Below are 14332 nucleotides of genomic sequence, written 5' to 3'. Positions count from 1 at the left end.
GCTAGTACTCCAATGTATCGATATCCTGAGGATGCTGGTTGATCACCACATCCTTGACACTAGCATCGTGCATATGAATCACCCGATCTGCGATAGGTGCTAATGCGCTATTGTGAGTCACGATGATAACAGTCGCTCCCTTTTGACGAGACATGTCTTGGAGAATCTTCAAGACTTGCTTGCCCGTCTGATAATCCAAGGCTCCTGTTGGTTCATCACAAAGGAGAATTTTAGGATTTTTGGCTACTGCGCGTGCAATGGAGACTCGCTGTTGCTCCCCTCCAGAAAGCTGGGCTGGAAAGTTGTTGAGACGATGAGCCAGACCTACATCTGTCAAAACCTGCTCAGTATCCAAGGCGTCTGTCACAATTTCTGACGCCAGTTCCACATTTTCCTTTGCGGTCAAATTGGAAACTAGATTGTAAAACTGAAAAACAAAACCAACATCATTTCTACGGTAATTGGTGCGCTGGTAGGGACTATAGTCGGCAATATTGAGACCATCAATCCAAATCTCCCCTTCATCATTGGTATCCATTCCTCCAAGAAGGTTAAGAACCGTTGACTTGCCTGCACCAGACGCACCAAGAATGATCACCAGCTCCCCCTTTTCAATCTCAAAATTCACATCGCGATTGGCCACAATCTCCGTCTCCCCAACCTGATAACGCTTGTAACAGTGTTTCATCTCAATATAAGCCATCAGACCCACCTTCTCTCAAACAAATTACTTCCTATTACCATTATAACGCTTTTTCAACTAGTTGGAAACTGCTTACATTCTCAAATCCTTATTAAAAGGCAGTCTCAAACTACTGCCTTCTAACATCTTCTTAAAAATAAAATTGAACAAGATCCCCTTCTGATGTTGCCACCGAAATACAATCTTTCCCCATGCATTTCGCTTCTACTTTTTCTTGATTCATTTCAATCACACTCTTCTCAATACTTGGATAAGAGACTCGCAAATCTCCCCCACTTCTTGATAAAATGGTCAACTGTAAAAGTTTTTTATCCGCCCAGCTCATGCTAACTTCAAAATATCCACGTGCCACTAATCCTGAAACGGAACCACTTGACCAGGCATCAGGTAGGGCGGCTAGAGGCACCAGATAAGATGTATGAGACTGGAGTAACATTTCTGCCATGCCACTCGTAGCACCAAAATTACCATCTATCTGAAAAGGAGGATGGCTACACCAAAGATTTGGCAAGGTGGATGACTTTAACTGCTCTGCTAATAATTTGTAGGCTCGATTGCCATCTCCTAGACGCGCCCAGAGATTAATCTTATTAGCCTTAGACCAGCCTGTGCCTCCATCTCCACGATCATTGAGACTAGCACGCGCCGCATCAAGATACCCTTGCCCCATATAGCTAAAGAGAGTGCCAGGATAGAGTCCCACTAGATGGGAAGCGTGCCGATGCTGGGCCTCCACTTTCTCATTTTGAAAATGCTGCTCTTCCTCCTCATACCACTCCCTGATTCTACCAGATTGAGTGATTTGCAAAGGATTTAGTAAATCAAACTTCTCCTTAACCTCAGTCAACAAGTCCTCATCCAGACCCAATTCCTGAGCAGCCTGAATAAAATCATGAAATAACTGCCAAATCAGAGATTGGTCATAGGTATTGCCAATCGAAATCGGACCATGTTCTGGGGAATAAGACGGAGAAGACACCCAACGTTGCGCCTGCTGATCTTCATGTAAAAAAGCATTCCAAAAACGAACTGTTTCCCTCAACATGGGATAAATTTTCTCCCTGAGATAGTCTTGGTCCCTGTAAAATGAATAGGCTTCATAAATAGTTTGCATCATCCACGCATTGGCAGCTGGTGACCACCCCCAATAGTAATCCCAACCAGGTGCCGTCCAACCAAAGGGAGTCGCTTGTGTGTGAACCAACCAACCCTTCTCCTCCCCTTCCTGAGAGACGATTCCTGCATACCTTGCAGCGGCTAGACGACCATAAACACGCAAATCATCTACATAGTTGATGACTGGAAAGGCCGTCTCTAGGAGATTGGTAACATAGGCTGGCCAATAATTCATCTGCAGATTGATATTTAAGTGATAGTCCGAATTCCACGGAGGATTATCGACCGCATTCCAGACTCCCTGTAGATTAGCTGGTAGAGCATCTGGGCAGTCTCTAGAAGAACTAATCAATAAATACCGTCCATACTGGAAGAACAACTCCTCCAAAGCCTGACCCTCTTGTGGCTTATAATTTTTTAGCAAATCATCTGTAGTGGATGTGTCAACATCAACTCCCAAATCCAATTGAACACGCTGGAATAAGGCTTGGTAGTCCTGAATATGCCTTGATTTCAATTGGGCATAGCCCTTTTCTTTAGCTATCTTCACCAAGTTCTGTACCTGTTGCTCTAAATCTATTTTCTTACGATAATTGCTAGCAGGATTTTGGGCAAAATCTGTCTTAGCCGCCAAGAAGAGATTAGCATAACTGGCTCCTGATATCTGAACCTTATCTGACCAGACTCTAATGTCCCCATCCGTTTCCCAAGCTAGATAACTAGCAAACTGGAGGTCATTATCCTTAACCCGCCCCTTCATCAAGATATGAGAAGAAGAGATATCCAGCTGGCACTCCTTGTAATCAGATTTTTCCCGCTCATACTTTCCATCAGAAACCAAATCACGACTTAACGACAGTTCTATAGTAAAATCTAGAGTTTCCGCCCCTTCCTTAGTAAAGCGCTGAATCAAGAGATCATCTGGAAAACTGGCAAAAGCTTCACGTTCAAATCTCGTTCCCTTATAGACATAAGAAGTCGTCGCAAGCGCTTTACTGATATTAAGCTGTCTCTGATAATTCGTCACCTGAGACAAAGTCTTACCTTGCTTGCTAAACTCAATGTGAATATCCCCAAAGGACAGATAGGTCCCATATTGACTCGTTTTTGGCCCGACCAGGTGCTGTTCAGCCAGTTCCTTAGCAGTATTGTAGTCTCTCTTCTCCAAAGCCTGCCGAATATCCGCTAAAAAAACATATTGATTCTGAAGATTTCCACCCTGATAATCTGAACTATCAGGAAGTGGACCCCCAGACCAGAGACTTTTTTCATTGAATTGAATCCGCTCAGCCCCTATAAGCCCAAATACTTTTGCCCCTAAAGAGCCATTGCCTATCGGTAAGGCTTCTTCTTCCCAACCCTTATATGTTCTTGACGCTGGTTGCTTGTAGGTCAGTATATAATCTCGTTTTTTATTCCTTATCATACTACCATACTAACATAAAAAGCCTAGAAATCAATCCTAGGCTTACGATTTTTTATTTTCCAAGGTAGTATTCAGAAACTACGTTCAATTTTTCGTCGAATTCGAATACCAATGGTGGGAAGTTAGGGATTTCCACGTCCATGATTTCGTCATCTGACAAACCTTTGATGTGTTTTACAAGGGCACGGATTGAGTTACCGTGAGCTCCTACGAATACGTTTTTACCATCTTTAAGTGCTGGAGCGATTTTATCTTCCCAGAATGGAAGCGCACGTTCCAAAGTTACTTTCAAGTTTTCAGCATCTGGAATAACTGAGTCATCAAGTGAAGCATAACGACGGTCTGTATGAGCTGAGTGCTCATCATCACGATCCATGTTTGGAGGCAATACATCGTATGAACGACGCCAAATGTGAACTTGCTCATCACCGAATTGTTCAGCTGCTTCTGCTTTGTTTTTACCAGTCAAACCACCGTAGTGACGTTCGTTCAAGCGCCATGATTTTTCAACTGGAACCCACAATTGGTCAGAAGCTTCAAGAGCCAAGTTAGTTGTTTTAATCGCACGTTTCAATACTGAAGTGTAAGCTTGGTCAAATTCAATACCAGCTTCTTTGATCAATTTACCAGCGTCAATCGCTTGTTGTGTACCTTTTTCAGACAAATCAACATCAGCCCAACCAGTGAAAAGGTTAGCTTTGTTCCATTCAGACTCACCGTGGCGAGCAAAAACCAATTTTACCATTAGATGGATTCTCCTTTAAACTTTCCGAGGTTTCCCCTCGTTTATCTATTCTATTTTACACAATTTTTCACAAAAAAGCTAGTCAAAACCAAAAAGGAAAGGACTGCTTGGCAATCCTTTTCCTTGTTTTTTATCCTTCAACTTTGAATTTTTTGAGACTTCCTAAAAATAATGAGCCACCAATAATTGCTAGGATTCCTCCTACCCATCCTAATGCTGGAATCAAACCTACCGCACCGCCTACAATCAGAAGAACAGAAGGAGCTGATCCAACTCGCTCTTCTCCTTTATAGTAAACAATCGCGATGATTCCCAAAACAAGAATAGCTATTTTTAATACTGTTGGAAGTAAAACTCCTGCAACTCCTGCAACTGTTGTAGATGCAGTTAATTCAGGACTCTGGGTAGCTGTTGCTGTAGCAGCTGTACTCACAACTGCTGCTAATAAAAGAAACGGAGCAATAAGCAAGTAGATTCCACCTACTAAACCAACAATACCACTATAAAGTGCTAAAGCTTTTGACTTCATAATAAATCTCCTTTAATGTTTTATGCTAAATATTATACCATAACTAGTTAAAATACTCAATTTATGAATACTCCCTAGACTTTTCAACCCTATTTCTCTTCAAATCCTTCTGCGACTGCGTCTGCAAAGTTTTCTTCTACGATGCTTGCACAGTGGTCACAGATAGTTGCGTGGTAGCTACGCTCTGCTGTACTTGGATCGATACGACGGCAACGGTCACATACTTCACCTGTAGCACGTTCAACTGTAAAGGCTACATCTTCGAAGCTAACGGCAGCTTCTGGAGCTGCTCCTTCTGCAATGGTCAACTCTGAAACAATCAAGAGTTGTGCAACGTTGCTATCAAGCGCTCCAAGGAGTGTTTTCACTACTTCGTTTGGATAAACAGTCAAGTGAGCTTCAAGTGATTTACCGATTACTTTGGCATTACGAGCTTCTTCCAAGGCTTTTTGAGCTTGTCCACGGAAGTCCATAAAGGCATCCCATGTATCCAAGATTTCTTCTTGGTTAGCAAAAATTTCTGCTTCTGGCAATTCTGACAATTGAACGAAATCTTCTGCTTCAAACTCAAGATATGACCAGATTTCTTCCGCAGTGTGAGGAAGGATTGGAGTCAAGAGTTTGGTGATTTTCACAAGAATATCATAGAAAACAGTCTGCATTTGACGGCGTTCCAATGATTTAGCACCTTCAATGTAGACAACATCTTTGGCAAAATCAAGGTAGAAGGCAGACAGATCAACGTTGATAAAGTTAACAAGCGCCTTATAGATTGTCAAGAATTCAAAGTTAGCATAAGCATCACGAATGGTCTTAACAAGTTGGTTAAAGCGAATAGTCATGTACTTGTCAACTGAACGCAATTCTTCATAAGCCACCGCATCCTCAGCTGGATTAAAGTCAGATGTGTTAGCAATTAAGAAACGAAGAGTGTTACGAATCTTACGGTAAGTTTCAGAGACTTGGCTCAAGATATCCATAGAGATACGCACGTCGTTGCTTGAGTCCACACTGGTTACCCAGAGACGCAAGATTTCCGCACCAAATTGTTTTTCAACATCGCTTGGAGCAATGGTATTTCCAAGAGATTTGGACATCTTCTCACCTTTACCATCCAAAGCAAAACCTTGTGACAAGATTTGTTTGTATGGTGCAACACCATGGTTAGCCACAGAAGTGATAAGTGATGAGTTGAACCAACCACGGTACTGGTCAGAACCTTCTAGGTAAAGATCAGCTGGGTATTTGAGTTCTGGACGGTTAACCACGACTCCATTCCATGATGAACCTGAGTCAAACCAAACGTCCATGATATCTGTTTCTTTCCTGAACTCGCCATTTGGTGAACCTGGATGCGTAAATCCTTCTGGCAAGAGGTCTTTGGCATCACGCTCCCACCAGATGAGAGAACCATGGTCTTCAAAGAGTTTAGCTACATGCTCAATCGTTTCAGCTGTCATGATTGGCGTTCCGTCTTCAGCATAGAAGATTGGAAGTGGTACACCCCAAGCACGTTGACGAGAAATAACCCAATCGCCGCGGTCACGGATCATATTGTAAAGACGGACTTTACCCCATTCTGAGTGGAATTTCACTTTTTCAATTTCGTCCAAGATTTCTTGACGGAATTTTGATACAGAGGCAAACCATTGTGGCACTGCACGCCAGATGATTGGTTTCTTAGTACGCCAGTCAAATGGGTATGAGTGAGAGATTTCTTCTTGCGCAAGAAGGAGGCTGCCAAGTTTTTCAATAACAGTTGGTACAACCTTATCATAGAATTGACCTTCAAACTCAGCACCAGCATTAGCCATCATGAGACCGCGTTCATCAACAGTGACTGCGACTTCAAGACCATTAGCAATACCAACATTGTAGTCGTCCTCACCAAAACCAGGGGCTGTATGGACAATACCAGTACCAGAGTCAGTCGTAACGTGGTCACCAAGGATAACCAATTCATCTACAGCTGTATCCCATGGGTGTTCTGTCACGATGTGGTTGAGTTCTTCACCACGGTAAGTTGCTAAAACTTGAACATCAGCCCAACCAAATTTCTCAGATAAGCTAGTCAACAATTCTGCAGCAACCACAAACTTACGAGTTTCACCAGCAGGTTGAACCAAAACGTAATCAATATCTGCTCCAACAGTCAAACCGCGAGAAGCTGTGATGGTAAATGGTGTAGTAGTCCAGACAACGATGTAAGTATCTGTATCGAGAATACCTTTGCCATCTTTGACCTTGTTGGCATAGTAAAGGGATGTTGAAACCAAGTCATGGTATTCAATCTCCGCTTCAGCAAGGGCTGACTCAGATGACCAAGACCAGTAAACTGGTTTTGCACCACGGTAGATATAGCCTTTATTAGCCATTTCACCAAAGACACGGATTTGGGCTGCCTCATAGTCAGGTGTCAAAGTTACATAAGGATTTTCCCAGTCACCGGAAACACCCAAACGCTTAAAGTCTTCACGTTGTTTATCTACTTGAGAAAGGGCGTATTCACGGCAAAGTTTCAAGTACTCAACCAAGTCCATTTCTTTGCGTTTGACACCTTGTTTGGCCAAAACTTGCTCGATCGGAAGACCATGAGTATCCCAACCTGGAATATATGGTGCGTAGAATCCTGACATAGACTTAGAACGAACAATGATATCTTTAGAAATCTTGTTCATGGCATGTCCAACGTGAATATTTCCGTTAGCATATGGAGGGCCATCATGAAGAGTGAAATGAGGTTTACCTTCATTTAATTCTTGACGACGTTGGTAAAGTTTTGCATCTTCCCAATCTTTTTGCCATACTGGCTCTTTGGTTGGAAGTCCTGCACGCATTGGGAAAGCTGTTTTCCCAAGGTTAAGGGTATCTTTGAGTTTCATGGTATCTCCTTTATATCTAGACAAATTAAAAACCACGACTCGCAAAAAGGACGAAAATCGTGGTACCACCTTTGTTCGGAAAAAGACCTAGTCCTTTTCCCTCTTTTCCCGTAACGTGGGGAACGTCAAATCCTACTAACTTCAGACTTGATAGCTAGAGATGATAATCTTATCATTAGGGAATGCAGGACTCACACCATCTCCTGCTCGCTGGAAATATAAGGATAAGATATTGTTCTCAGAATATTTCTTATAAAATTGAAACAGATTCTTGCGGTGCTGCAAAACCTGGTTCTGAGTTTACAGCTTCAGTAGCTGGTGTTGGTCCTGAGTAATGGCTTGGAGCTACTTCTGGCTCTTCATACATTGGACCAACTGGATGAACTGGACTTTCTTCAAAAACCGGAGCTGGTGAAACCACTTGTTCCTGCTCAGCTCTCGCTTCGGCTTCTGCAAGTTCCTTATTAGCCGCTTCGATACGCGCTTGCAACTCTGCCATTTCCTCGGGAGAAAACTGGCGAGTAATATCAATCGGTTCTTCCTCTTGATGTTGTTGCAAGACAGAGTCACCTAAGACTTCGCTGACCACTTCTTTGAAGGCCTCATCACTTGTCTGAAGATAAGTCGCTGTTGGGCGAAGAATATCTTCCCAATCTGAAGATTCAACAATTGCTAACTGGCTCTCAATTGTAGATTTAAGACGTTGATGGAAGACACGGCTCTTGTTCTTTAATTCTTCTGTTTCGACAGCAACCTTCTTAGCATTGTCAGTTGCTTGACGAAGAATTTCATTCGCCTTGTACTTAGCTTCTTCCAACAAACGTTGGGCATCTTGCTCTGCTTGTTGGATAATATTGTTTGAACGTTCCGTTGCAGCTTGTTTTACTCGCTCAGCTGTATCTTGTGCAATCAATACAGATTGACTCAATGAATCTTTCATCTCATCAAAGTAAGACAAACGCTCTTCCAAACTCTTAATATGCAAATCCTTATCGTGATTAGAACGAACTAAATCTTCATAATCACGGACTACAATATCTAAAAATTCATCTACTTCTTCTGGGTCAAAACCTCTAAAGCGTGTGCTAAAGGTTTTATCTTTGATTTCTAACGATGTAATTGGCATATTTTTCCTCACTTACTTAATAACAATTGGACCGTTAATTTCTTTTTATCTTTTTTTGTTTGCCCATTATCTCTAACTAGTTTCAATCGACCAAATTTCCTTACACTAATCAAATCACCAACTTGAACTGGATAATCTGATTTTTCAACTAAATGGTAATTAACCTGGACAGCCTGTTTTTCAATTAACTGACTTGCCTGATTTCTAGACAGCTTGAAGACACCTGCTAGAAAAACATCTAATCTAGAACTAGCGATACAAATATCTAATTCTTGATAATCTTCTACAGTAGCAATTCTATCAGTAAAATTCCGTTCCTCTAGACGAACCGGTAAACGAGCAATTTTCGTAATGCCGTCTTGAAAAAGGAGCATAAACTGTCGATTAATGATAATCTGTGCTCTCTCTTCATTGACTAAGATATCACCAAATAGCTTCCTATCAATTCCCAGCTGATTTAAAACAGTTCCTAATATTTTCGCATGTGTTAATCGCTCAAACTTACTAGGATAGACAATTTCTTGCAAGGATAGTTCAAAATCAGAGAATTCTGGCTCAAAATAATCAGGATACAGGAGAACCCGTACATATTCAGTTTCAAGAAACTGCCGACTGCTCATGTAGGAGATGCCACTGGTTGATGCTAGAACCTTTAAAATCTTTTCTTGATGGGGATTTACAAAGGGTGTTAAAAAAGGAGAATAAGAATCTTCTACCTTTTTTATCCATTCTACTCCCTTATCAATAAAAGACGAATCATTCTTAGAAAAGTGTTGATAAATCATCTTGTTCATAGAAAAATCACTAACAGTCGAATCAATTGGTTCCCTATAAAATGTACTAATAATACCGCAATCCAGACAGACAAGTCAAGACCTGCAATCTGGAGGGGTAAACGTTGCAAGGGAGCCATTATCGGTTTCACTAAACTAATAATCAAGCGTCCAAAACGTGATTCATAAGTATTGGGAAACCAAGACATCAGAGCAAACACAATTAAAATCAGTGAATAGATATCCACTGCATTTTGAATAAAACGAATGAGAAAGAGCATTATCTCACTCTCGTACGTTTCATATCAAAGCCAAATTCACCATTTTGTGATTCATCTGGGATTTTGATGTCTTCAATATTGACGACAACATCAACTGGTGTCAGTAGATACATAGTAGATGCTACCTTTTTCATGTTACCAGCTAAAACGTGACGTGCCCCATCCAGATAGTCCAAACAACGACGAGCTTGAACTTCTGTCATATATTGGAAATCAATCAAAATACTTTCGTTACCAGCTAATAAATCAACAATATCTGTGGCATCTTCATATTTGCGTGGATAACGAACATCAATTGTCACCTTATCAGTAGAACGTTGACTTTGCATAGCCAACTCTTGTTGACGGGCATGAAGACGAGTGATGTTTTTATCTTTAGATGGCGTGCTACCAGCTTGTTGAGGCAATTCTTGAACAGAAGGGACTGGAGTCACAATCGGCTTTTCAACTTTAGACTGATAAGTAGTACCAACATCTTCTCCATCTTCTGTAAAATAATCTATAAATTTATCAAATCTATCTTTTAAAGACATATTTCTTTCCTATTTAAAAAATGCTGTACCAATTCTGACAAAGGTTGAGCCAAATTCAATCGCTTCCTTGTAGTCACGACTCATACCCATACTCAAGTCCGTCATTGGCATATTGGGAATTTGTTTTTCTCTAATTTCTAGTTGCAAATCCTGCGTAGCTTTAAAAATCTCTTTCAACTCATCACTACTAGCTTCAAAAGGAGCCATAGTCATCAAGCCGACATATTCGATTTTATCTAAGGTGGCCAATTCTGGCAAGAGCTCCAATAGTTCTTCCTTAGAAAAACCATGTTTGCTCTCTTCCCTTGAGATATTTACTTGTAAGAAACACTTAACAACTCGGTCACTTCTTTTTTGAATTTCCTCTGCTAGCTTTAATGAATCCAAAGCATGGAAATAATCAACAAACTGAATGACATCTTTGACCTTACGTCTTTGCAAGGTGCCAATCAAATGCCAGGTAATATTCCTATCTTTTAAAGCTTCATATTTCTCAAGAAATTTATCCACACGATTTTCACCAATATGATGCACACCTAGCGAAAGCAAAGCCTCCGCTGTCGGTACGTCTACATATTTTGTAACAGCAAGAACCGAAACAGAATTAGGTTCTCTTCCTGCCTGCTGACTTGCATCTTTTATTTGTTGAAAAACACGTTCTGTATTTTCTTTCAAATTCATTTACTTAACGATTTTTGAAAAATGGAGGAGTGTCTAATTCATCCTCATCGTGTAAAGATGGCGCTTCGAAACGTTCAACTGGTGATACAACTGAATCAGTTGGTCGAACAATTGTCTCACGACGCAAGTCCCAATCACCAAATGCTGAAGTTTGAGAAGTTTCTGTACGGCGAGGTGCTGGACTTGGAATTTCTGCAGTTTCAGCCATATCAAAATGACGATTATGATTGTGTGCATGACTAGGACTTACTTGTTCATGACGAACAGCTTGTCTTGGTGCATGACCAACAACTTTTTCAACACGGTCTTGACGAACACCAGTTGCAACGACTGTAACACGGATTTCATCTTTCATGTTTTCATCGATTGATGTTCCGAGCCAGATGTTCACTCCTTGACCAGCTGCTTGGTTGACAATTTCAGAAGCTTCTTCTGCCTCAATCAAAGTCAAGTCGAGTCCACCGGTAACGTTGACGATGACATCCTCAGCACCGTCAATAGTTGTTTCAAGAAGTGGTGAGTAGATTGCCTTACGAGCTGCTTCTACCACACGTTCTTCACCACTACCGATACCGATACCCATTAAGGCGTTCCCTTTATTTGCCATAACTGTTTTCACATCGGCAAAGTCAAGGTTAATCAAACCAGGATTTGTAATCAAGTCCGTAATCCCTTGAACACCTTGGCGAAGTACGTTATCGGCTTCGCTAAGAGCTTCAAGAAGTGGAGTTTTCTTATCAACAATTTCAAGCAAGTTGTTGTTTGAAATAATCAATAGAGTATCTACATGTTCGCGAAGCTGATTGATTCCTTCTACAGCGTACTGACCACGTTTGCTTCCTTCAAAACCGAAAGGACGTGTCACAACACCAACTGTAAGAGCACCTAAATCTTTAGCAATGCGGGCAATAACAGGAGCTGCACCAGTACCAGAGCCACCTCCCATACCTGCAGTAATGAAGACCATATCTGCTCCAGTAATAGCTTGAGTCAAGGCTTCTTCGCTTTCTTCAGCTGCCTTTTGACCAACTTCAGGTCGACCGCCAGCACCCAAACCACGAGTCAATTTAGGACCTAACTGAATTACAGTCTCAGCTTTTGTACTACTCAAAGCTTGTACATCTGTGTTTGCTGCGATAAATTCTACGCCTGCAACACCTTCGTCAACCATGCGGTTAATGGCGTTACCACCACCTCCACCAACACCGATTACTTTAATCACTGCACCTTGAGCAGCTGCTGTATCAAATGAAAATGTCATAGTTTATTTTTCCTCTTTTATTCATCAAACATACTTCCAATTAAACCACGGAAGCGATCTGCGATTTTTGGTTTATTTTGAGAAGATACTTTATCTTCTTTTGGAGCAACTACGTTTGTAGAAGCCGATTGCTCTACCTCAGTATTTTGAACTGGTTGAATAGGGGTAGGTTGCGCTACCTGCGTAACGCGTTGAATCATCCCTCCAAAATTAATTGGTTGGTGACGCAAAGTATCATCACCCTTGACTGCTTTTTGTGCTAATAAATGCACTTCAGTCAATTGACCAGCAAATTCAGACAAGCTGATCACATGAGCAAAGGCAGGGTTACGAATTCCAACTTGATTTGGAACGTAAAGTTTGACACCAACGCCAAATACTTCCTGCGCAAGTTCTACAATACCTGGTAAAATAGCATTTCCACCAATCAGAACAATCCCACCTGGAAGATCCAACAAATGTCTTCTTTCCAACTCTTGTTTAATCTGTTCAAAAATGTGTTTAATGCGAGCTGAAATAATCTCCGCTAGGTAGCTTTCTGTAACTTCTACAGGCTCTACTTCACCAATCACTTCAACTTGGAAGGTTTCTTTGCTTGCAAGTGAAGGGTAGGCTTCACCATAGTTCAATTTTAATCCTTCAGCAAGTTTTTGTGAAGTCTTCAAGACTTTAGAGATATCTTTTGTGACATAATCTCCACCCTCTTGAAGAATATTTGTAAACTGGAGTTCTTGGTTACGGATTGTAGCAACAGTTGTTTGCCCTGCTCCCATATCAATCACAGTTGCTCCAAATTCACGCTCTCCTTCGTTCAAGACTGAACGAACCAAAGCCAATGGCGAAATAATAATATTTTCAACTTGAACACCTGAGCGCTCAACTGTCTTGCGTAAATTGTGAAGAATAGTACGTGGACCTGTGTAAAGTAAGCCACGCATTTCAAGACGAACCCCCATCATCCCACGTGGGTCACGAATACCTTGGAAACCATCTACTATAAATTCTTCTGGAATAAAAGTAATGACTTCACGATCTGGTGTCATACTCTTTGTCAGGGCTGATTTAACAACATTTTCGACATCTTGATCTGTAATTTCTTTTGTATCAGATGTAACTGGAATCATTCCTTGAGTTGGTTCTACTTGCAAAAGATTTCCAGGCAAACCAACATTCACTGATTTGATTGAAATGCCAGCTTTCTCTTCTGCTTGGGAAATAGCTGACTTGATAGCAGTTGCTGCTGCTTCAATATCAACGATGATCCCATCCTTTACACCTTTACTCTTGGCATTACTTACACCAATTACATTAAGTTCACCATTTATAAGCTCGGCAACCAATACTTTAATCGAATTAGTTCCAATATCTAAGCCTGTAAAAAAACCATCTCTAGCCATTACATCGCATCCTCTCTCTTCCAAGTTTCAAACTTCTATTCAATATAGCTAAAATAGGGCATAGCTATTCACAGAATATTATAACACAAAAAATCTCATCGTGCTCAGTTTTTTCCTAAATTTACCAGTCAATTTTTTAGTGGTAACTTCTCAAAGTAACTTCCACTTGTCTGACCAAAGTGGAAGTTAGTCTAAAACGGATTTTTATGGTGGAATTAAGTATGAGACGTTTGAGTTAGAAATGAGGTCTACTATGACAAAACATAAACACCTTACCCTTTCAGACCGTAATGATATCCAACTAGGTTTAGAGCGCGGTGAAACCTTCAAAGCTATTGGCCAACTTATTCTAAAAGACCCCACCACTGTTTCTAAAGAAGTCAAACGAAACAGACAAATCCGAGAGTCTACATGTGATAACCTTCCTTGCCCTCTACTCGATAAGGCTCCCTTTGTCTGTAATGGGTGTCCTAAAAGAAGACAAAACTGTGGCTATCAGAAAATCTTCTACCTCGCCAAACAAGCTCAAAAACAATACGAACAAACTCTTGTTGAAGCTCGTGAAGGAACTCCCCTTAATTCTCAGACTTTCTGGGACATGGACAAAGTCATTTCTGATGGTGTTAAAAAGGGACAACACATCTATCATATCCTCAAAACTCATAACCTTGATGTTAGTTCCTCAACTGTCTATCGACACATCCGAAAAGGTTACCTGTCTATCGCTCCGATTGATCTTGCTAGAGCCGTTAAATTTAAAGAGAGACGGAAAAGTAATCTACCTTCCATCCCTAAAGAGGCTAAAAAAGGGCGTTCCTATGAGGATTTCCAAAATTATTTGGCCCTTAAGCAACTGAATTACTGGCTGGAAATGGACAC

13 protein-coding genes are annotated in these 14332 nt (G+C 41.0%); 1 reads left to right on the top strand and 12 read right to left on the bottom strand.

What is annotated here, in order from left to right:
• Position 1 precedes the first annotated feature (1 nt).
• The 12 genes from M1F37_RS02730 to ftsA form a co-directional block, all read right to left on the bottom strand.
• Positions 2 to 703: an ABC transporter ATP-binding protein gene (locus M1F37_RS02730; RefSeq protein ID WP_247934628.1), complete on the bottom strand. Its 702-nt coding sequence runs from the start codon at positions 701 to 703 to the stop codon at positions 2 to 4.
• Positions 704 to 833: 130 nt separating this feature from the next.
• The gene (locus tag M1F37_RS02725; protein WP_247934627.1) at positions 834 to 3245 is read right to left on the bottom strand and encodes a glycosyl hydrolase family 95 catalytic domain-containing protein; all 2412 of its coding nucleotides are present in this window, start codon (positions 3243 to 3245) and stop codon (positions 834 to 836) included.
• 52 nt (positions 3246 to 3297) lie between these two features.
• Positions 3298 to 3990 (bottom strand): phosphoglycerate mutase, encoded by a 693-nt coding sequence (locus M1F37_RS02720; protein ID WP_000240129.1) that lies wholly within the window; start codon positions 3988 to 3990, stop codon positions 3298 to 3300.
• 130 nt (positions 3991 to 4120) lie between these two features.
• Positions 4121 to 4519 (bottom strand): hypothetical protein, encoded by a 399-nt coding sequence (locus M1F37_RS02715; RefSeq protein WP_247934626.1) that lies wholly within the window; start codon positions 4517 to 4519, stop codon positions 4121 to 4123.
• Positions 4520 to 4608: 89 nt separating this feature from the next.
• Positions 4609 to 7401 (bottom strand): isoleucine--tRNA ligase, encoded by a 2793-nt coding sequence (ileS, locus tag M1F37_RS02710; RefSeq protein ID WP_247934625.1) that lies wholly within the window; start codon positions 7399 to 7401, stop codon positions 4609 to 4611.
• Positions 7402 to 7651: 250 nt separating this feature from the next.
• Complete coding sequence (locus M1F37_RS02705) at positions 7652 to 8527, bottom strand: DivIVA domain-containing protein (RefSeq protein ID WP_348771858.1); 876 nt, start codon at positions 8525 to 8527, stop codon at positions 7652 to 7654.
• An 8-nt stretch (positions 8528 to 8535) separates the two neighbouring features.
• Positions 8536 to 9321, bottom strand: a complete 786-nt coding sequence (locus tag M1F37_RS02700; RefSeq protein ID WP_247934624.1) for an RNA-binding protein — start codon at positions 9319 to 9321, stop codon at positions 8536 to 8538.
• On the bottom strand, positions 9318 to 9581 hold the full coding sequence (locus M1F37_RS02695; protein ID WP_247934623.1) for a YggT family protein: 264 nt from the start codon (positions 9579 to 9581) through the stop codon (positions 9318 to 9320). Before M1F37_RS02695 ends, M1F37_RS02700 begins: the two co-directional genes overlap by 4 nt.
• Entirely contained in the window at positions 9581 to 10114 is a 534-nt protein-coding gene (locus M1F37_RS02690; protein ID WP_247934622.1) for a cell division protein SepF, read from the bottom strand. Before M1F37_RS02690 ends, M1F37_RS02695 begins: the two co-directional genes overlap by 1 nt.
• A gap of 9 nt (positions 10115 to 10123) precedes the next feature.
• On the bottom strand, positions 10124 to 10795 hold the full coding sequence (locus tag M1F37_RS02685; RefSeq protein WP_247934621.1) for a YggS family pyridoxal phosphate-dependent enzyme: 672 nt from the start codon (positions 10793 to 10795) through the stop codon (positions 10124 to 10126).
• A gap of 4 nt (positions 10796 to 10799) precedes the next feature.
• Positions 10800 to 12056, bottom strand: a complete 1257-nt coding sequence (ftsZ, locus tag M1F37_RS02680) for a cell division protein FtsZ (protein WP_125393485.1) — start codon at positions 12054 to 12056, stop codon at positions 10800 to 10802.
• 17 nt (positions 12057 to 12073) lie between these two features.
• Positions 12074 to 13453, bottom strand: a complete 1380-nt coding sequence (gene ftsA / locus M1F37_RS02675) for a cell division protein FtsA (protein WP_247934620.1) — start codon at positions 13451 to 13453, stop codon at positions 12074 to 12076.
• Between the two features lie 253 nt (positions 13454 to 13706).
• On the opposite strand from ftsA, the gene M1F37_RS02670 reads away from it, so the two are divergent.
• A partial coding sequence (locus M1F37_RS02670) for a helix-turn-helix domain-containing protein (protein ID WP_247934619.1) occupies positions 13707 to 14332 on the top strand: 626 nt, incomplete at its 3' end.

Origin of the sequence: Streptococcus mitis, assembly GCF_023109105.1 — a bacterium.
Classification (GTDB): domain Bacteria; phylum Bacillota; class Bacilli; order Lactobacillales; family Streptococcaceae; genus Streptococcus; species Streptococcus mitis_BW.
Note: the sequence above shows the minus strand (reverse complement) of the source record. Positions and strands in the feature narration are given on the sequence as shown.

Coding starts and splice junctions, on each gene's coding strand:
- M1F37_RS02725 (WP_247934627.1), bottom strand. CDS start 3,245: ATGATAAGGAATAAAAAACGAGATTATATACTGACCTACAAGCAACCA.
- ftsA (WP_247934620.1), bottom strand. CDS start 13,453: ATGGCTAGAGATGGTTTTTTTACAGGCTTAGATATTGGAACTAATTCG.
- M1F37_RS02715 (WP_247934626.1), bottom strand. CDS start 4,519: ATGAAGTCAAAAGCTTTAGCACTTTATAGTGGTATTGTTGGTTTAGTA.
- M1F37_RS02695 (WP_247934623.1), bottom strand. CDS start 9,581: ATGCTCTTTCTCATTCGTTTTATTCAAAATGCAGTGGATATCTATTCA.
- M1F37_RS02730 (WP_247934628.1), bottom strand. CDS start 703: ATGGCTTATATTGAGATGAAACACTGTTACAAGCGTTATCAGGTTGGG.
- M1F37_RS02720 (WP_000240129.1), bottom strand. CDS start 3,990: ATGGTAAAATTGGTTTTTGCTCGCCACGGTGAGTCTGAATGGAACAAA.
- ftsZ (WP_125393485.1), bottom strand. CDS start 12,056: ATGACATTTTCATTTGATACAGCAGCTGCTCAAGGTGCAGTGATTAAA.
- M1F37_RS02700 (WP_247934624.1), bottom strand. CDS start 9,321: ATGAACAAGATGATTTATCAACACTTTTCTAAGAATGATTCGTCTTTT.
- M1F37_RS02690 (WP_247934622.1), bottom strand. CDS start 10,114: ATGTCTTTAAAAGATAGATTTGATAAATTTATAGATTATTTTACAGAA.
- ileS (WP_247934625.1), bottom strand. CDS start 7,401: ATGAAACTCAAAGATACCCTTAACCTTGGGAAAACAGCTTTCCCAATG.
- M1F37_RS02705 (WP_348771858.1), bottom strand. CDS start 8,527: ATGCCAATTACATCGTTAGAAATCAAAGATAAAACCTTTAGCACACGC.
- M1F37_RS02685 (WP_247934621.1), bottom strand. CDS start 10,795: ATGAATTTGAAAGAAAATACAGAACGTGTTTTTCAACAAATAAAAGAT.